This window comes from Leptospira brenneri (assembly GCF_002812125.1).
GTDB classification, from domain to species: Bacteria; Spirochaetota; Leptospiria; order Leptospirales; family Leptospiraceae; genus Leptospira_A; species Leptospira_A brenneri.
This window is the reverse complement of the sequence record NZ_NPDQ01000002.1, coordinates 240,257-259,458: the sequence shown is the minus strand read 5'-3', so window position 1 is coordinate 259,458 and position 19,202 is coordinate 240,257. Positions and strand designations below refer to the sequence as shown.

General features: G+C 35.9%; 21 protein-coding genes. 17 read left to right on the top strand and 4 right to left on the bottom strand.

The genetic code is table 11. The features are described from left to right. Positions 1–47: 47 nt before the first annotated feature. Positions 48–2,042, bottom strand: a complete 1,995-nt coding sequence (locus CH361_RS04600; RefSeq protein WP_100789663.1) for a methyl-accepting chemotaxis protein — start codon at positions 2,040–2,042, stop codon at positions 48–50. A gap of 179 nt (positions 2,043–2,221) precedes the next feature. Between CH361_RS04600 and CH361_RS04595 the strand changes: the two genes are divergently transcribed. Next, positions 2,222–2,677, top strand: coding sequence for a hypothetical protein (locus tag CH361_RS04595; protein WP_100789662.1), 456 nt, complete (start codon positions 2,222–2,224; stop codon positions 2,675–2,677). Positions 2,678–2,743: 66 nt separating this feature from the next. Here the strand turns inward: CH361_RS04595 and CH361_RS04590 are convergent, their stop codons facing one another. Together CH361_RS04590 and CH361_RS04585 are read right to left on the bottom strand one after the other, a co-directional pair. Beyond that, positions 2,744–3,613: a DUF4349 domain-containing protein gene (locus CH361_RS04590; RefSeq protein WP_100789661.1), complete on the bottom strand. Its 870-nt coding sequence runs from the start codon at positions 3,611–3,613 to the stop codon at positions 2,744–2,746. A gap of 117 nt (positions 3,614–3,730) precedes the next feature. Next, complete coding sequence (locus CH361_RS04585; RefSeq protein WP_100789660.1) at positions 3,731–4,984, bottom strand: U32 family peptidase C-terminal domain-containing protein; 1,254 nt, start codon at positions 4,982–4,984, stop codon at positions 3,731–3,733. Positions 4,985–5,174: 190 nt separating this feature from the next. Here CH361_RS04585 and CH361_RS04580 point away from each other — a divergent pair, with 190 nt between their 5' ends. From CH361_RS04580 to CH361_RS04560, 5 genes are read left to right on the top strand one after another with little or no spacing between them, the layout of a single operon-like run. Next, complete coding sequence (locus tag CH361_RS04580; protein WP_244279567.1) at positions 5,175–5,612, top strand: hypothetical protein; 438 nt, start codon at positions 5,175–5,177, stop codon at positions 5,610–5,612. A gap of 47 nt (positions 5,613–5,659) precedes the next feature. After that, positions 5,660–7,057 (top strand): OmpP1/FadL family transporter, encoded by a 1,398-nt coding sequence (locus tag CH361_RS04575; RefSeq protein ID WP_100789658.1) that lies wholly within the window; start codon positions 5,660–5,662, stop codon positions 7,055–7,057. 11 nt (positions 7,058–7,068) lie between these two features. Next, a complete protein-coding gene (locus CH361_RS04570; RefSeq protein WP_100789657.1) occupies positions 7,069–7,551 on the top strand; it encodes a hypothetical protein in 483 nt (160 codons plus the stop codon). A gap of 19 nt (positions 7,552–7,570) precedes the next feature. Then, a complete protein-coding gene (locus CH361_RS04565) occupies positions 7,571–7,984 on the top strand; it encodes a hypothetical protein (protein WP_100789656.1) in 414 nt (137 codons plus the stop codon). A gap of 3 nt (positions 7,985–7,987) precedes the next feature. Then, positions 7,988–8,395, top strand: a complete 408-nt coding sequence (locus CH361_RS04560) for a heme-copper oxidase family protein (RefSeq protein ID WP_100789655.1) — start codon at positions 7,988–7,990, stop codon at positions 8,393–8,395. A 79-nt stretch (positions 8,396–8,474) separates the two neighbouring features. Here CH361_RS04560 and CH361_RS04555 read toward each other — a convergent pair whose 3' ends face one another. Further along, positions 8,475–8,912, bottom strand: a complete 438-nt coding sequence (locus tag CH361_RS04555) for a bacteriohemerythrin (RefSeq protein WP_100789654.1) — start codon at positions 8,910–8,912, stop codon at positions 8,475–8,477. 312 nt (positions 8,913–9,224) lie between these two features. Between CH361_RS04555 and CH361_RS04550 the strand changes: the two genes are divergently transcribed. The 11 genes from CH361_RS04550 to CH361_RS04500 all read left to right on the top strand — a co-directional run bounded on the left by CH361_RS04550 (position 9,225) and on the right by CH361_RS04500 (position 19,057). Then, positions 9,225–9,788 (top strand): fasciclin domain-containing protein, encoded by a 564-nt coding sequence (locus CH361_RS04550; RefSeq protein WP_244279565.1) that lies wholly within the window; start codon positions 9,225–9,227, stop codon positions 9,786–9,788. A gap of 30 nt (positions 9,789–9,818) precedes the next feature. Continuing rightward, the gene (locus tag CH361_RS04545; protein ID WP_100789652.1) at positions 9,819–10,280 is read left to right on the top strand and encodes a c-type cytochrome; all 462 of its coding nucleotides are present in this window, start codon (positions 9,819–9,821) and stop codon (positions 10,278–10,280) included. An 8-nt stretch (positions 10,281–10,288) separates the two neighbouring features. Continuing rightward, positions 10,289–12,208, top strand: coding sequence for a Sec-dependent nitrous-oxide reductase (nosZ, locus tag CH361_RS04540; protein ID WP_100789651.1), 1,920 nt, complete (start codon positions 10,289–10,291; stop codon positions 12,206–12,208). A 5-nt stretch (positions 12,209–12,213) separates the two neighbouring features. Further along, complete coding sequence (locus CH361_RS04535) at positions 12,214–12,825, top strand: hypothetical protein (RefSeq protein ID WP_100789650.1); 612 nt, start codon at positions 12,214–12,216, stop codon at positions 12,823–12,825. After that, on the top strand, positions 12,815–13,198 hold the full coding sequence (locus tag CH361_RS04530; protein WP_100789649.1) for a nitrous oxide reductase accessory protein NosL: 384 nt from the start codon (positions 12,815–12,817) through the stop codon (positions 13,196–13,198). Before CH361_RS04535 ends, CH361_RS04530 begins: the two co-directional genes overlap by 11 nt. Continuing rightward, on the top strand, positions 13,173–14,495 hold the full coding sequence (locus CH361_RS04525) for a nitrous oxide reductase family maturation protein NosD (RefSeq protein WP_100789648.1): 1,323 nt from the start codon (positions 13,173–13,175) through the stop codon (positions 14,493–14,495). The genes CH361_RS04530 and CH361_RS04525 overlap by 26 nt, the downstream gene beginning before the upstream one ends. Then, entirely contained in the window at positions 14,492–15,199 is a 708-nt protein-coding gene (locus tag CH361_RS04520) for an ABC transporter ATP-binding protein (protein ID WP_100789647.1), read from the top strand. The genes CH361_RS04525 and CH361_RS04520 overlap by 4 nt, the downstream gene beginning before the upstream one ends. Continuing rightward, entirely contained in the window at positions 15,196–15,981 is a 786-nt protein-coding gene (locus CH361_RS04515; RefSeq protein WP_100789646.1) for an ABC transporter permease, read from the top strand. Before CH361_RS04520 ends, CH361_RS04515 begins: the two co-directional genes overlap by 4 nt. 91 nt (positions 15,982–16,072) lie before the next feature. Beyond that, the gene (locus CH361_RS04510; protein WP_100789645.1) at positions 16,073–16,483 is read left to right on the top strand and encodes an LIC_11090 family protein; all 411 of its coding nucleotides are present in this window, start codon (positions 16,073–16,075) and stop codon (positions 16,481–16,483) included. A gap of 105 nt (positions 16,484–16,588) precedes the next feature. Then, positions 16,589–17,371 (top strand): hypothetical protein, encoded by a 783-nt coding sequence (locus tag CH361_RS04505; RefSeq protein ID WP_100789644.1) that lies wholly within the window; start codon positions 16,589–16,591, stop codon positions 17,369–17,371. Between the two features lie 75 nt (positions 17,372–17,446). Further along, complete coding sequence (locus tag CH361_RS04500) at positions 17,447–19,057, top strand: copper chaperone PCu(A)C domain-containing protein (protein ID WP_100789643.1); 1,611 nt, start codon at positions 17,447–17,449, stop codon at positions 19,055–19,057. The last annotated feature ends 145 nt before the right edge of the window (positions 19,058–19,202 follow it).

Genomic DNA, 19,202 nt, shown 5'->3' with positions numbered 1-19,202 from the left:
TAAATACAGTCAAAATTGATCCCAAATAGATCTTAATAAAATATATTTTATAACTTAAACCGCTCTGTAATCCCTCTGAGTATTTCCGCTGTAGAAGCTAAATTTTGTGCCGAAGATGACATTTCTTCTGAACCAGAGGCTGTACTTAACGTATGTTCATTGATTTGAATGATGACTTCAGAAATTTCTCTCACGGCTCTTTTTTGTTCACTTGTGGATAGTTTGATGGATTCAGCATCAAGACCCATTTGTTCTGCACCTCGGTCTACTTCTCGTTTGATCGATTCTTGAGCGGCAGTGACTTGATACAATTGATTCATGGCAATACTAACTGTTTCCACATTTTGAATGATATTGTGTAACATTTCTGCAGAAGAACGAATGGCATTCGCACCCGAATCTAACTCTCGATTGTTTTTAGTGATCATCGTACCAATCGACTTAATCGATGAGGCAGTTTTTTCTGAGAGTTTTGAAATCTCATCGGCAACCACAGCAAATCCCCTTCCTGCTTCTCCAGCCCTTGCCGCCTCAATCGCAGCATTCAATGCTAACAACTGCGTTTGGTCTGAAATTTCATTGATGATCTGAATGATGGCAGTCATTTCCCCGGAGGAATGAAGGATATTTTCGATCATTTGGCTCATTCCTTGGATGGACTCTTCCCCTTTTTTTGCTTGGTCTGAAATGGACTCTGCCAATTTTAAAGTGCTCTCGATCTCCGATCCAATCTTACGAATACTTTCCGATAACTCTCGAATCTTAGAATGAAAGTTGGTGAAGTTTCCAAACTGTCTATCCGTGGAGGCTGCGATATTTTCCATTCCTGCAGACATCTCTTCCACAGTAGCAGACATTTCTTCTGAAGAGGCCGCAGTCGACTGGGCACCAGTTGCAAAATTATTGGAAGAAGAAGTTAACTCTTCTGAGGCGGAAGCAAGTTCCAAGGTAATTCGTTGAATTTCTTCAAATGATTTTCGTAAGCTTGCAATGAAGGCATTTAGTCCTTGTCCCATTCGTCCAATTTCATCATCGTAAACTACTTTGATGGTAGAAGTTAAATCTCCACCAGCCATCGCTTTGAAAATACCACTGACATCTTCCAATGGATTCAAACGTTTACTGAGTAATACATATAAAAACCAAATCGATATTAAAGCAATCACTACTGAAGAAATAATGATTGTAATCATCAAATCAAATAGTGCCTCTTTGATTTCTTCTTTGGGTTGGACCGCAAGAATGATCACCCCCCATTCTTTTAGCTGATAACTTACAGCAAGATGTTCTTTCTCTAAATAATCAAATTCTAAGACCTCACCTGTTTTTAAAGCCACCATTTTGGCACCAGCTTCATCTTTAGACAAATCATACTTTAATATCTGTGATTTATCCTTTAAAGCAATTAACACCCCTGCTGTCGTTGCAACGACCACATAACCATCTCGACCTATTTTGATTTTATTGATTACTAAATCAGTTAGGTCTGTGAGCGAAAGAGCAATCCCTGAATTACCGATTAACTTTCCATTGTCATACACAGGGTAAGTAATGGTTGCCACTGGATTGTTTGTAAGAGGATTTAAAAGCGGCTTTCCTATAAAATGTCTTTTTTCTTTACCTGCTTTGAGCTCAGCCGGATCCATATCTTCTGGTTTCATTTTCCAACCGATAGCCTGCCCTGTTGCATCAGAGACAACACGAGGATCATTATCGTAAGTATGAGTATAAATATTTTCGTAAACTTTATAAAGATCGGTAAGCTCTTTGTAATAAGATTGAGCAATTGGTTTTCCCGTTTTGATAGAGGCAATAGTCCTTTGGTCATTGGCAACAGTTTTGATCACATTAACGTGGCTCACAAAAAAATCATTAATCGACTGACCAACAATTCCCACTGTCCCTTGCATTTGACTGATATAAGCTTCTTGGATTTTTTTTTGTCCGAAATAGTAAGCGACTGTGCCCACCAAACAGCTGATGATAAAAAGAATGGAAGCTCCACTCAGTAACAAAATGAATTTAATCGAATTACGTTGCATAAATTTTTCCCAAACTTTGTTTCTAGAGATTGTGACCGATGTTTTTATTTTTTTAAGAAGCAATCTTACGGCTTAAATGTAAGGATTCTTAGCTACGGTTTTTTGGCAATCTAGCTAGAATCATTCTGATTAAAATTCCTTTTTTTTAATTTCAGGATGAGTCCTAATGTCAAAGAAATATGAATCACGATCAATACACAATATGGGACGAATCGAACCACCTGGTTACAACTCGTATCACTGGAGCAGTCACAGAAACAGAAATCCTAAGCTGGAAACAAGGTTTAGAAAATACTTTTGCGAACCTTCCCTCCGGTACAAAATTCAAAATCTTTGTAAACCTTCACGGACTGAATCCAGCCTCCGTCTCCGCACATAAGTCTTATCGCGACATAATTCCTTTACTTTTGAGCAAGCACAATTGGCGGGTAGGGTATTTGGATCTATTCGAAGAAGCAAACAACTTAAAACTAACGTCAGAAAATGGAGTGGAGTGTGTAGCAGCAGTTCATTGTCATCATGATAGCTACAAAATTACCGAGTATGAACGTAAATTTGGAAAGGAATCGGAACATTTTTATGATGATCCCCAATCCTCGGAAATCTGGATTCGAAATTATCCGGTTTCCGTTTAAGAATCAAATCTCAAGAAAAGATTGGGACTAAATAAAAATCCCAATCATGTTTAATAGCAAACCTCATTATTTTCTAAAGTATTGATAAATCTTTTTCAAAGGAAGATATAAAATGCCAACCAGTATTAAAAAGGGAATCATCCAAATTAAGTAATACGTTAATTCCAAAAATAAATTTAGAATTCCAATCCAAGCATTTTTATAAATCGGTATTTGGATTCGATCTGGTTGTGTAGGGATTGTAAATTGAATGCTCAAGGTCGCCCATTTAACTTTATCTTTTATTTTCCAAATTTCATGTTCCGAGTTATCTAAACCGTTCTCACTTTCGGAAATTGCTTCTTCGATGGCCTGCCAATTTTTGGATTGAGCAGAAGTTTGGTTGTTTGCGTTCGTTCGCCGTAACAAACGGATTTTTTCTCGATTTGATTTGATCTTTTGTAAGGCCATCCCTTCTGTATGATCCACAGTCGAGATATCCTCGCTCTGCAAAACTCCATAGGAATCTAACTCAATCAAAGCATCATATATTTTCTCAGACCTGATCCGAACTCGTAAACTCATATAAGGAGAATCTGAGTTCACTGCCGAACTACTTTCAATAAAACCATATTTAGTAATAAAACTAAGAAGATCCTTACGTGTTTTGATCAAATCTTGCGTTTCATAACTTAATTGAATTTGGTATTCCAACAAACGTTCTGCGGCATTTTGAATGGGAACAAATACTTGTCCCAATTGGTTTTCTACCGAAGAGGATTCAGAACTTCCTTCCGCTCTAGGAGCACTGGGAGATACCTTTTTTGCCTCAATCATATCGGCAGAAATAGACTTTTCCGTTTCTTCTGGTGAGGTATTTTCTTGGTTAGAATCTTTACCACAGTGTAAGACAAATGCAAATAGAAGAATGACGATCAAACTGGATTTATTTTTCACAAAAATACCGTACCTTTTTCATTTCTCTATTCTATTAACAATTCTGTTTAGAAAGATTCTCAGAACAAATCACTTTGAATGATTTCTGCTAGAACGATCTCAATGATATTGGTTATACTAAAGTTTTTTGCTTAAAAAAGAACTAGAAGGAATGGCAAAAGGAACCTCTAGTTCCACTGTTCCCATCCCACCACTGATCACCTCTACTGGATTTTGTTTATAAAAAATTTGGTCCACAGTGAATGTTAAGGGACTTGGATCTGAAGCTGTGATCACTTCCATCAAATCTCCTTTTTGAATTTTGTTTTTCACTTCAATCACAATTCGTTTTGAATCTGGTTTGTATTCTTTTACAAAACCTGCATATTTTTGGCTCATCTGTAAACTAGTGCCAAATTCATTGTTTTGAAAATCTCTTTCTTCATCAGAAACACGATCTTCCATACCATGGGTTAAGAATCCGGAAAAATATTTTCTAGAAGATACTTTATCCAATTCTTCTAACCACTTCCGGTCAAAACTTTCACCTCTTGCAATTCCATCTAATGTTTGCCTGTAACTACGAGCCACCATACCTACATAATAATCATTTTTAGTGCGACCTTCTACTTTCACAGAATCAACGCCTGCATCACATAACTCTTGTAAAAACTCGATAGCTCGAAGGTCTTTCGAATTCATTAAAAAAGTTCCATCTTCATCTGTGATGAGTTCCATAGGTTCATCATTTTGTTTTGGGTTTGTAACAAACACTTTATACAAATCACGACATGAGTTATTACAAGAACCTTGGTTCGCATCTCGTTTTTTGAAATAATTACTCATAAAACAACGACCACTGTGAGCAATACAAATCGAACCATGAACAAACACTTCAATTTCCATATCAGGAACTTGGTTTTTAATTTCTGCAATTTCAGAGATGGATACTTCACGAGAAAGAATCACTCGAGTGGCCCCAAACTGTTTCCAAAACTTAACAGCAGCATAATTCATAGTATTTGCTTGGACAGAGATATGAATGTCAATTTCCGGATGTGATTCTTTGGTCATTAAAATCAAACCAGGATCTGCCATGATAAAAGCATCTGGTTTTAGTGCTGCCATTTGATCTAAATATTTAGGATAAGATGGAATTTTAGAATTTCGAGGAATATTATTAACAGTGAAATAGATTTTTTTGCCAAGTTTTCTTGCGAGCGAAACTCCCTTTTCTAAAGCCTCCATAGTAAAATCATTTTCTCTTGCTCTTAATGAAAATCGAGGAACACCACAATAAGCTGCATCCGCACCATACATATAAGCAATTTCTAATTTATCTAAACTTCCTGCTGGAAGTAAAAGTTCTGGAATCTTTCTAATTTGGGACATACTCTTTACCCATCCCAAAAGAATCCCTTTTTCTAAAAAGGAAAAATATCTAAAACAAATTTTAGATTGTTTCTAAAATTAAAAAAGGAAACGACAAACAAGTGTATCTATTTGAATTTAAGTTATCGTGTCTTTGTATTTTACTCTACTAATCTTTCATATATTCTCCGCAATGATTTGGGTAGGTGGAATGATCTTCTATGTCATTGTAGTCATCCCCGTCATTAGAAATCCAGAATTGAAAGACCAAAAGTTAAGATTACTACAACTCACAGCAACTCAGTTTAGAAAAATTTCTTACTATATCTTCGTTGTATTTATACTTTCAGGGACAGGTCTTTTAATTCAAAAGGGATATTTTGAGCCTAGTTCTATCAAAGAATTATGGACATCTAACATCGGTTTCATGTTTATCGGAAAAATCACTTTATTTAGCATATTGTTTTTATCATCTTTATATCATGATTTTGTGACTGGTCCCAAAACCTTTACTTATCAATTCACAGATACCGTACGTTTTGAACGGTATAGAAAAACATCCTCTTTCTTCGGAAGGTTCAACTTACTGATTTCAGTCACAATTGCAGTTTTAGGAATTTTAGCCTCACGAGGGTTCTCCATTTTTTAGTCATTTATCACCTTGACAGCCCAGAATGCCCCCTTTCCCTGAAACAAATGATTTCGAGTCGCATTTTCATCATTCCATTCATTCTAATTCTAAGCTTAGCACCCTGGTTCTCCCACGGAGACCTCCTTGCCTTCCACGGGATTATGCAACCTGCCTTTGGAGCCAGGCAAGCCGGAATGGGGGGCGCTTTCCAAGCCGTTGGTGGTTCAGTAATGGACTTAGAATCAAATCCATCCCATCTAGCTCGAGTCAAAAGAACCAAATGGGAGTTAGGTTCAGGAATTCATTTACCATCTATCGAATATAATGATGAATACATAGATCCAGATCCAGCCCGCTCTTATCGCAACACAACTGTTGAACATCCAAAAGCAATATTACCATATATGGGAATCATCAAACCCATAACAGAGAATCTCAGTATCGGTTTTGCTTTGTATGCACAAGGTGGTGGTGGTGGGCAGTTCAAAAATATCAAACGCCATACACCGGATGGAAGAACATTAAATGAAACATTCGGCACAAACATTCCTATCATTGGTGAAAGTACAAAAGCAGTGGAAGATTTAAACTTCCGATTTATGACCATGAAATCCACGTTTGGTGCTGGCTACAAAAAAGGGAACTTTGCAATAGGTGCAGGAATTGACTTTGTTTATGGGTTTATGGAACTAAAAAGAACCTACCAAGATGAAACTAGAAGCCTCACGATTCCGGGGGGAATTCGTTACCAAAGTGATTCTGCTTATACTTTAGGAGGAAAAATTGGAACTTCATATGACCTAACAGAAAACATTCGAATTGCTTATTCTTATACAACGAGAAATGTACTGCCAATGGACGGAACCATGAAGGTGGATGGTTATGCTCCTGAACGGTCCTTTGGAACTAGAGTATCAAGATATATGATTTGGCCTGATAAACATATTGTTGGAATTTCATATCGAACTGATAAATTAATCCTCGCCTTTGATATCAAATACATTCCTTGGTCAGAGAGTTTTAGTTCCACCAAATTTCGAACAGAAGATGTTTGGGTAAGAACACCAGTTGGTATCGAAACCAACTCATTTCAATTTAATCTAAATTGGAAAAACCAAACCATATTTGCAATCGGTGCTGAATATAAATGGAATGATCGTTATATGACTAGAATGGGTTATAGTTACGGAAACAACATAATTCCTGCAAGTGGAGTGAGTCCGATGTTGGGAGCAAGTATCGAACACCATGTCTCTCTCGGAGGAAGTGTCTCCTGGAATGATTCCACATTCCATATTGCTTGTGAATATGGTTTTCCTAAAAAAACATACGGAGGGAAAACTTCAGACTGGACGTTATCACATACTGTCTATTCTAGGACAGAGGTTCATCCATTTCAATTTTCTTATAACAAACAAATGAGTGTATTTAGTATTTATTTAGGAATGGAACAAAATATTTAAAAGGTAAAAAAATGAAATCAATCTCTTTTGGAAAAATTTCTATAGGGCTTTGGATCGCAACAGTAGTGATCTTAGGATACTTTTTTTATTTTGGAAGTACAAGCCGTTCTCTAGATGATCGTACTGCTATTCATTTAACTCCAGCGGAACGCCAACTGGTTTTGACAGAGATGAGAGCATTACTAACATCCGTCAATGGAATGTTAAATGGACTTGCTGAAAAAGATTATGAACGTGCTGCAAAAGCTGCAGATGCTGTCGGTATGGGACTTGTTGCCAGCTTAGAACACCAAGAAAAAACAATCCTTCTCAAACTTCCCGTAGAATTTAAAAAATTAGGATTTGGGACTCACGAAAAATTTGATGAAATAGCTGTTAAAATTCGTAAAAAACAAGACATTCATGGATTATTAAAAGAAATGGATGAACTCACTCGGAACTGCGTTGCTTGTCATGCAAGTTATAAAATTGAACTGGAAGAAAACAAAAAATAAAATCTTTTAAAAGTTTCCGATGCCAAAAATCTCAAGATACTTTATCAAAACAGGTCTCGTGTATTTATTGTCGGGAGTTGTTATTTATGCATTTTCTGAATTTTCAAGTATCCAATGGGAAATTCACCTAATGCCAGTTTACTGGCACATGATTGCCTTAGGTTGGATCACTCAAATTATCATCGGAGTTTCCCTTTGGATGTATCCCAAAGGAAAAAACAACTCTCCTAAAACAGGATCTAAACTTGCTTGGATGGCCTATTTTTCACTCAACCTGGGTTTATTCTTTCGAATTTTTTCTGAACCTTTCATTTATCAAAACCGAGAGATCTCTCTTCTTCCCTATCTCATCTCAATTTTTTTACAATTTGCAGGAATCCTTTGTTATGTTTTGGAAATTTGGCCAAGGTTAGACTCCCAAACAAAAAAATAGATTATGTTCCCCACTCCATCCATTTGGCTCATTCGAACTTCATTGATTTATTTGTTATCAGGAACATCACTAGGTGTAATCTTAATGATAAACAAAGCCTTTCCATTAAATCCAGAAATCTGGAAACTCCTTCCTCTCCATTACTCTATTGTAATATGGGGATTTTTAATTCAGTTTGTTATGGGAAATGCGTATTGGATGTTTCCAAAATTTTTATCTGACCAACCGAGGGGTTCAGTCAAACAGGCTTGGTTCTTATTCTTTAGTTACAATTTTGGTTTGATTTTATATTTAATCACAAAAATAATTCTACCCTTTGCTAAGTTAGCGATATTTGGAAAATTTTTTATTTTTCTGGGACTCGTTACTTTTATGAGATTAATCTGGATTAGAGTCATCTCTTACAGATAACTTAGCAATTGATTCCTTCAGTCAAAAATAATTAAATTTTCCTTATACTTTGAATGAATCAAGTATAAGGAATTAAGTTTTAAATATTAAACTTTATGTATGGTTTATAATCCATATCCTCTTTTAGAATATGATTTGTTAGCCATGCACGTAAAAACTGAAGGAGATCACCAAAAAACTGATTCAATTCTGCATCATTACTCAAAAGATTGCCTGATGTCAGACGATTCTTTAATTCTAAAATTTTATCAGTGAATCTGTCGTGTTGTTTTTTGTGAGCTTCCAAATCAGGATATTGATTTAGTTCCATCACTCGCTCTTCAATTAAAAAATGACTGAGTGTGTAGTCCTCTAGTTCAGAAACTGCATCCAGAAGGATTCTGGATTTTCCTGATAGATGTTCTTTGTTTTCATCGTAAACTGTTTCAATATTATTAATCAATCGAAAGAGTTTTTTATGTTGAGAATCAATCTCTGAAATATTCGTTTCGTATTTCGGATCCCACTGTGTTACCATGAGAAAAACCTCGTTCTTTCAGGTTTTTTTAGTGCACTGAGAGAACAAGTGAATAATCCCATTGTAGATTTCACCAAACAAATATTTTTAATTAGAATCATTCTTAATTAATTATAAAAGCCATCAAAGCCTCCCAATAGAACTAATTACAAATGACTTTCATAACATTTCATTCAATTCGATAGACAATTCATCATCGTCTTCATTGACAAAAATCAACGAGTGAGATGTGACTCATCTTGATTTAGATCAATACAGAATTTTATACAATATTGTTCAATGGATAATGAACTAATAAGTGGGCGGTATCCAATGAACAAAAAAAAATTTCAATTCACTACGATTACAATAGTCACCTTTTTCTCGTTAGCCTGTGTTTACTGCGGAAAAAGTGAAGATTCCAATGTTGGTAAAGGGATTTCAGCGGTTGCAGATGATAAATCACAACAAGATGTTCTAAAAATTGCTTTAGGTTCAAAAGATCATACAACTCTTGTCACTGCTGTTCAAGCTGCTGGTCTTGTAGACTCACTCGCGAATCAAGGACCTTTCACAGTGTTTGCACCAACAAATGATGCATTTGCAAAACTACCTGCAGGAACTGTAGATGACCTTTTAAAACCAAGTCAAAAAAGCACATTAAAAGATATATTAGAATACCATGTAGTTGTGGGTAACTTAACCGAATCCATTTTGAAATCAGAATTCACAGGTAAAGATGATGAACTCGGTATGGCAAACGGCGGCCACACAAAAGTTTCCGTTAAAAATGGGAAGGTTATGATTAATGGTGCCACCATCGTTGCATCCATTCCCGCAGCAAACGGAATCATCCATATAGTAGACACAGTGTTACTACCGCAGGCAAAGAAGTAATCAATACTAAAACAATAAGGAGTATTTGAAATGAACCTTTCAGAATTAAGAGAAGGATCCTTCCGAATGAAACTCGGAATCGTATTAGGAATCTTCGTCACAATGACAATTATATCCTGTGGAGGAGAAAAAACTGAAGAAACACCAACATCTAATGCTAGTTCCAAGGGAATAGGTCCAATAAAATCGATTTCCGTTGGAGATTTAGACCAACCCATGGCTGAACGTGGCAAAAAACAATTTGAAGCCAAATGTTCCGCTTGTCACAAATTTGAAGAAAAGGTAGTCGGACCTGCTCTTCAAGATGTAACACTCCGTAGAACTCCAGAGTGGATTATGAATATGATCTTGAACCCAGTCGAAATGACTCAAAAAGATCCCATTGGACAAGAGTTACTCGGCGAGCACTTAACTCAAATGACATTTCAAAACGTAAAGGAAGAAGAGGCAAGAGAGATCCTCGAATACTTTCGTAAGATGGATTTAAAATAGGTAACTATATGAACAAAAAAACAAATTTAATTCTAATTACCTTAGGAATTGTTGTCCTTTCAATCATTCCTAATTGTAAAAAAGGAGCAGCAACAGCAACGCTTGCTTCTGATGCGGCTTCTAGAGTGTATGTTGCTCCAGGTGAAAAGGACGAAGTGTACGCATTTTTGTCTGGTGGATTTAGTGGTCAGATGTCCGTTTACGGAATTCCATCCGCAAGATTATTCAAAATTATTCCTGTATTTTCCGTATTTCCTGAAAACGGATATGGGTTTGATGAAGAAACAAAAGATATGTTAAAAACAACTCATGGTTATGTACCTTGGGATGATAGCCATCACGTAGAAGCATCTATGACTGATGGAAAACAAGATGGTCGTTGGATGTTCCTCAATGCAAATAACACACCAAGACTTGCAAGGATCGATCTAAAGTCTTTTGAAACAAAAGAGATCTTAGAAATTCCAAACACTGCAGGAAACCATGCATCTCCATTTGCTACAGAGAATACAGAGTATTTGATGGCAGCAACACGTTTCTCGGTTCCTGTTCCACAAGCAAGTGTACCGATTGATAGTTTTTCCAAGGGTGGATTCAAAGGAACTGTCACTATGGTGAAAGTAGATAAAAACACAGGAAGACTTTCTATTGAATTACAAGTCCTTGTTCCTGGTTTTGACTATGACTTATCCCATTGTGGTAAAAAGAAATCCCATGATTGGTGTTTCTTCAGTAGTTACAACTCTGAACAAGCCCATAAAATGTTAGAGGTTGGTGCTTCTAAAAAAGATAAAGACTTTATCTTAGCATTCAACTGGGTTCGTGCTAAAGAATGTAAAGATCAAGGAAAGGCCTACAACTTTGGTGGTGAATACGTAAATAACTTTCGAGAAGAAAACAAACCAGCCGTATCAACTAAGTTAAGCGGTGTAAAGATGTTAAATCCGAAAGACTGTCCAGGTATGATGTATTATATGCCAACACCAAAAAGTCCACACGGAACTGACGTAGACTCTACTGGAGAATACATTGTTGGTGGTGGAAAGTTAGCATCTGTCATTCCAGTTCACTCCTTTAGTAAAATGATCGAAGTAAAAGATAAAAAGGAACATCACTCGACAGAAATCGATGGAATTCCAGTTCTTAAGTATGAATCAACTCTTGCTGGAGAAGTACAAAAACCATGTCTTGGTCCATTACATACTGAGTTTGATGGACAAGGTTATGCTTATACTTCTTGTTTCGTAAGTTCAGAAGTTGTGAAATGGAAACTTGGTACTTGGGAAGTTGTTCAACATCTACCTGCTTATTATAGTGTGGGACACTTGTCTATCGTTGGTGGTAGTTCCACCGAACCTTATGGTAAGTATTTGATTGCCATGAACAAAATTACCAAAGATAGATTTTTACCGGTAGGGATGGAATTACCACAAAGTGCACAACTTTATGATATCTCTTCTGGTAAAGCAGAATTGTTGTCGGACTTTCCTACTGTTGGGGAACCACACTATTCACAAATGATTCCTGCTAAACTAATCATGGATAAAACTGCAAAACTCTATCCGTTAGAAGAGAACAAACATCCCTATGCTACCAAAACTGAAAATGAAGCAAAGATTGTTAAACTTGGGAGTACAACTCATATCTACATGACTGCGATTCGTTCGCACTTCAAACCAGATATCATTGAAGCAAGAACTGGAGAAACTCTTTACTTCCACGTAACTAACCTGGAACAAGATTATGACATTCCTCATGGTTTTGCAATCGGTGGTGCACCTAACATGACTAACCTACTCATCATGCCTGGTGAAACTAGAACCTTCAAATGGGTAGCTCCAAAACCTGGTGTATATCCATTCTACTGCACTGACTTCTGCTCTGCTCTCCACCAAGAGATGCAACAGTACATCCGAGTTAGTCCATAACTTGTATGAAAGGTTTACTTTTCCAAAGTTTAAGTAAAAAAAACCGACTCCTAATCTTAGGGGTTGGTTTGATACTTGTTGCAGTTTATGTGATTCCTATTTGGTCTATTTCCATTTCGGCTCCGCAATATCCAGAAGGACTTGGGATGCATATTTGGATTAGCAAAATCACTGGTGCCACACCTTATGATTTAAAAAACATCAATCTCTTAAATCATTACATTGGTATGCAAGAAATTGTTTCAGAATCCATTCCGGAACTTCTTTTTATGCCGTATGTCCTTGGTTATTTGATCTTTGGTGCTCTCATCACAGGGCTCTATCCTAAAGTAGGGATGGCAATTCTTGGGATCATCAACTTGATTATTGTAGGAATTGTTGGACTTGCTGATTTTTGGAGATGGGAATACAACTATGGACACAACTTAAATCCAGATGCTCCTATCATTGTAGAGGGTATGGCCTACCAACCTCCACTGCTTGGCTGCAAAGAAATGTTAAACATCACAGCTTGTAGTTACCCTTCTTATGGTGGTATAATTCTTGGACTAAGTCTTATTGTATTGGTGTATATCCTTTGGGATGAAAAACAAAGGAAAAAATCCAATGTGGTTTAAAATCCTTAAACTAGTTTCTATTTTCCTCACAGCTACACTCATAGGCTGTGGGGAAGTACAACCAGAAAGACTGACAGTAGGTGAAATAAAATGCAGCCATTGTTCTATGAATATTGTAGATATGAGATTCCATACCCAACTCATTACGTACAAAGGTAAAAGATACCACTTCGATGCCATTGAATGTATGGATCAGTTTCAAAAACAAAAGAATTTAGAAATTCAAAACATTTGGGTTACCAACTACTTAAATACAAAAGAATTCCTTTCAAAAGATAAAGCGATCATCATCCATTCAACCAAAATCCGTTCTCCAATGGGAGCTGGACTTGCTGCTTTTAAAACTCATGAAGACTCTGCTCAATTCCAATAACCAATTCAAATACAAAATACCAAGAATTTTAAAAAGGTCACAAAACCTTTTCATTTTATCTTCTAAAAGCCTAATTCTTTTTTTTATATTATTATTTTTTAATTTAACAGAACTAAATTCAAAAACTATTTCCGTATGTACAAATTGTCCTGTTAATTCCGTCAAAAAAGCAATTTCTCTATCACAAAACGGAGATACAATCAAAATCCAATCCGGAATATATAAAGAAGGATTTTTACCCATTACCAAATCCATATCCATCGTAGGAGAAACAGGAGTTGTTATTGATGGATTAAAACAAAATCATGTATTTGGGGTTTATGCAAATGGAGTTCATCTCCAAAATTTAAAAATCATAGGAAGTGGAATCTCTGACTTAAGTGAATTTGCCGGTGTGTATTCAGAAAAGATTAAAGATTGTTTTTTTGAAAATCTAGTCTTAGAAGACAATGTATATGGATTTTATCTAGCTGAAACAAATGGTTGCACTCTCAAAGATAATATATCCATAGGAAATGCAGAAAACGAAGTACTTGGTGGAAATGGAATTCATCTTTGGTCTTCAAACCATAACAAAATTATTGGGAATCAATTACAAAAGCATCGTGATGGTATTTATTTAGAATTCTCCGAAAACTTAAAAATAGAAGGAAATCAATCAGAAGAAAACATTCGTTATGGAATGCATTTTATGTTTTCTGGGCATAATCAATTCAGTAAAAATATTTTTAAGAATAATTCTGCCGGTGTCGCGGTCATGTATAGCAAAAACATTACCATGGAAGAAAACCAGTTTATTGAAAATTGGGGAGAAAGTTCCAACGGGATTTTACTCAAAGATATTGCTGATAGTAAACTTTTAAAAAATCGATTTGAAGGAAATACGATTGCCGTTTTTGCAGATGGGATTACTAATATTGAATTTTTAAAGAATGACTTCATCAACAATGGATGGGGAATTAAAATTTTAGGAAACACTGACCATAATCAAATCAAAGACAATAATTTTATTAAAAACGTCTTTGATGTAAGTACCAATACAAAATCTACCACCAATGAGTTTATAAATAACTATTGGGATCATTATGAAGGTTACGATTTGGATAAGGACCATATCGGTGATGTTCCCCATAAAACCATTCATTTCTTTGGATACTGGATTGCCGTGTATCCTTTCCTCATGGTTTTATATGAATCACCAGTAGTTCTTTTTTTACAAGGAATCGAAAAAGCATTCCCTATAGTAACACCCATTGAATTTGAAGACCAACATCCTAGGATGAAGGAACGAATATGATAGAAGTAAAAAATCTAACGATCAGTTATGGAGTTAATTCTGTTGCAGTCAAAGATATAAACTTTCAAACCGAAGCGGGGAAGATTCTTTCCATCATTGGACCCAACGGATCAGGCAAAAGTTCACTCATCAAAGGAATTCTCGGACTTGTGCAACCCTCTCACGGTGAAATTTTATTCCGAACCAAAACAGGGAAAGCACATACCTTAGGTTATATGCCACAAACTCCAAGATTCCCAACAAACATAAAAGTTAGGGAACTTATTTCTTTTTTTAAAAAACTAGAACCTGTAGAGGAAGAAAGATTTCAAAACCTATTTTCCGTTTTAGAATTAAATAACCACATGGATAAAAAAATTGGCTCCCTTTCAGGTGGAACCAAACAAAAAATCAGCATCTTACAATGTTTTTCTTCAAAAAAAGATTTATATGTAATCGACGAACCTACTGCAAGTTTAGATCCTTATGTTTCTCATTTATTAAAATTACTTTTAAAAGAAAAAAGAAATGAAGGTTCTCTTGTCATTTTTTCTACTCACATTCTAGCTGAATTACAAGAGTTAGCAGATAGATTTATACTTTTATCGGAAGGATCTATTCTTATCGATGATTCTCCCCAAAATTTCCTTCAAAAAAACAACAAAACTGATTTGGATCAGGCTTTGATGAATTTCTGGAATGAGGAATACAAAACAAAATCATGAAAGAAATTTTATTTTTTGAAATCAAAGAAAATATAAGAAGCCGATGGGTATTTATTTATTCAGGACTTCTGATCCTTGTGATGATGATCTTAAGTTTTTTTGGCGACCAAAACGGAATTCGTTTACTCGTTAGTACATTAAACTTAACTCTCATAGTCATTCCTCTATTTTCCATAACATTTTCAGGAATGTCGTTTTTAGAATCCATGCCTTTTGCTGAGGTATTACTCTCTAAATCAGTTAGCAGAACTGCTCTGTTTTTTGGAAAGTATTTAGGAATCACCATATCACTTTCGTTAGGTTTAATCATCGGACTTGGGCTTCCTGGAATTTTTCTTTTTATCAGTGAACTCAAGTTTCTCTTTTTATTCTTTGAACTTCTATTATTTGGAATTTTTTTAACTTGTATTTTCGTTGCGATTGCATTTTTGGCTTCTTCTTTTATTAGAAGAGGTGAGATTGTTTTAACAGTTTCTCTTTTGGTTTGGTTGTACTTTTTTATTTTCTTCGATGCTTTGGTTTTTATATTCAGTTTATATTTGGGAGATTATCCCATCGAGATTCCATCACTCATCGTAATTTTACTAAACCCCATTGACTTAATTAGAATTCTTCTGATTCTACAAACCAGCTCTTCAGCGCTGCTTGGATTTTCTGGAGCTTTGTTACTAAAACAATTAGGTTTACTCGGAGTATTTGGAATCACAATTTTGTTTTTATCTTTATGGATCAGCATTCCACTTTTTATTTCTTTTAAACGATTCCAAAAACGTAATTTCTAATTTATATATGAATTTAATGAAAATCAATGAATGCTCTTGATCTAGATCATGGTAATAGAAAAATGGATGAGTAGAATGATATGCAACTGTCATGAAACGTTCGTTACAAATAGTTTCGGTTTTGATCCTTCTTCCTTTTATAGGTAAAATCCTATTTTTGGAAACAGGATTACTTGCTCAATCTATGTACCAACTTTCCATGATCTGTCATTGTAATCACGGTTCTAAAAACGAAATTCACAAAGAAGAATCTTCTCCTACAAACCGAATCACTTGCCATTTAACAAAAGGTAATGGATTACATCCTTGCTCCTGTACAAAGAGAAAATCAGCAACCAAAACTCTTCAGTCCCAATCAATGAATCCAAGTTTCAACTGTGAAACTCAATTCATTCAACTCATCACCTACGATACAATAATTCTTTCATTTTTTATCGGATCCCATTTGCCTAGTGGGTTCTCGCACTTACCATACAAACCACCGCGAAATCTTCCTTCTTAAAATTCACAAATCGAATCTGTTCCTTTTCAAAGAAAGGACAGTCAAGTCAACGAGGCTAACTAAAATTTAATTTTAGTCCTCAGAATTTTATACAAAGGTAATTTTATGTTTAAGAATTTAATTTCCCCTTCTCTCTTATGTTTGATTTTTATTCAATGTAGTATGGCAAAAAACACAGAGGCCAACAACGCATCCAATCTACTTTCTCTTATTGCCGCGAACTTCAATCAAGGTTGTATGATCTCTTCTGTTAGTGGAATTACAAGTAACCTCACACAAGTAGAAAACAAAGTGCGAACCAAGTATTCAATCTCAGCTTGCGACGAAACCGGCTTTAACAATTTAGATTTAATTCAAACCCAAGTAACAAAAGGAGCTACAGGACTGAGCAACTCTTCCTTGATCACCACAAAGGGAGATGTTATGTTAGCAACAAACAAAGGAGGAACCAATATCGAAGTTAATTTTACATTAAACTCAGAGACAAGCACACTTGATGTCATTGCTTACGGAACAGGAAATCCTTTGAGTGGACCTACTTACCGACTGGTTGCAGGAGCTCAAACACAATACAAAAATGCTTCTGGAGTTTATGCCAATACCGGGAAAGGTGGATCAGTTTCCGCACCCATCCCAAATGTTGGCACAAGTTATACATTTTGTTTAGACTTTCAATCTACAGTTGGAGGTTCAAGATTCTTAAATGGTTTCAACAAAGCATGTTCCGAACTAACAGATACAGAAAGAGGATCTATGTCCTACTATCCGATCATGCAAATGATGAATGTTCCAACTTATGCTGGCGGCAATCAACTGGGTTTTGTTTTAAACGGAGTTACATTAACTTCATTCACAATCGGATCCATTGTATCTAACACAGAAATGTAAAACCTCTCTCCAAACACTTGTCATACTGGTGAATTAAGTAGCCAGTATGATTTTTTGGAAAGGAGCACAAATCAAATGAAACTATATAAAACAATCATCCTATTTTTACTAACAATCCCTCTATTTTCGAAAGATATAAAAATTGAGAACGCATATATCAAATATACTTCCTCAAGAACATCCGTAGTATATTTAACAATAAACAATAAACTAGGTGTAGAAACAAAACTCATCCAAACCAAGTCAAACATTGCTGATCGCGTGGAGTTGTTCACCATGATATCGCAAGAATCGGGGATGAAGATGATTCCTGTTTCGGAGATCCCCATTCCTAAAAATGGTAGTGCCCACCTTACTCCAAGAGGATATCACATTATGCTCTTCGGAATCAAATCACCCCTCAAACTAAAAGATTCCATACCATTTCGTTTTCTTTTTTCTGATGGGTCTGAATTACAAACAAACATTTCTGTTGAATCCACACCACCAAACAAAGATTTAGTTTATAAACTTACTCCTACTAGTAAAGAAGATCTTAACAAATCAAAAATTTCTCTAGAAGATGAAAACGACATTGATATGTCTAATTTTGATTCAAACGAAATAACCCAGGAAAACGATTCTCAACATGATCATTCTGAACACCAAGATCATTCAGAACACAACCGAGCTGACATTTTAGCACCTGCAGGAATCATGAATCCACATATCCATGAAAAAGGAAAATGGATGATTGATTATCGTTACATGGGTATGAAGATGTGGGGTTTACAATCAGGCACAAGTGGTCTGAGTGATTTAGGTACTTTATACTTACCGTTTACTGATCCCACTGTACAAATGCCCTCTGGTAGTTTGATTACTAATTCTCCGATTGGAACCGCAATTCCCATACTATCACCTAACAAATATAACTATATGTCTGTTCCTACGGAAATGACAATGGAAATGAATATGGTAAGTGCCATGACTTCCATTTCTGATAAGTGGATGCTTATGTTTATGGTTCCTGCCGTGAAAAACAAAATGACAATGTTATCTAGTAATTTTGACAAGGCACCTATGAGTTCTGCTGGTATTGGCGATGTTAGTTTTAGTACAGCTTACCGACTCATCAAAACAGAGCATCAAAATCTTTTTACCGGAATGGGCATTTCTTTACCTACGGGTTCCATTGACGAAAGAGACAATATGCCTATGATGGGAAAACAAAAAGTTCCTTACAATATGCAACCAGGAGTAGGAACTTATAGTTTATTACCACAAGTATCATATAACGGAAATTACAAAAAATTTTCTTGGGGAGCACAATCACAAGCAAGTTTACGGATCGGAAAAAACGATAACCATTACAGATTTGGAAATCGATACGAAATTTCTGGATGGCTATCATTTCTTGTGCACGAAACTACATCATTCTCACTTCGTATAGCAAAGCAAAGGTGGTTAAATCTACAAGGTTCCGATGCAACACTCGACCCAAAGATGGACCCCCAAAATGATCCTTATCGTCAAGGTGGTATGCGTAGCGACTTACTCATCGGTGTTAACTTTTTAGTGACAAGTGGTATCTTCCAAGGTGCTCGTTTTGGTTTTGAATACGGCAAACCCTTTCATCAAAATTTAAATGGCCCTCAACTAGCAACAAGAGAACTCATCAACATGTTTGTTTCCTTTACATTTTAAAGAAATGTTTTTTTTGGGGCGCACAGTTCCGGCTCTACGCTGCAATCTTTGTTTCACAAAGGATTTCCGCTACGATCCGGGGCGCGTCGTAAATAAAAATTCTCTATTGACGAAAGAACTTAATCCAAGAAACACTTGGAAGAAT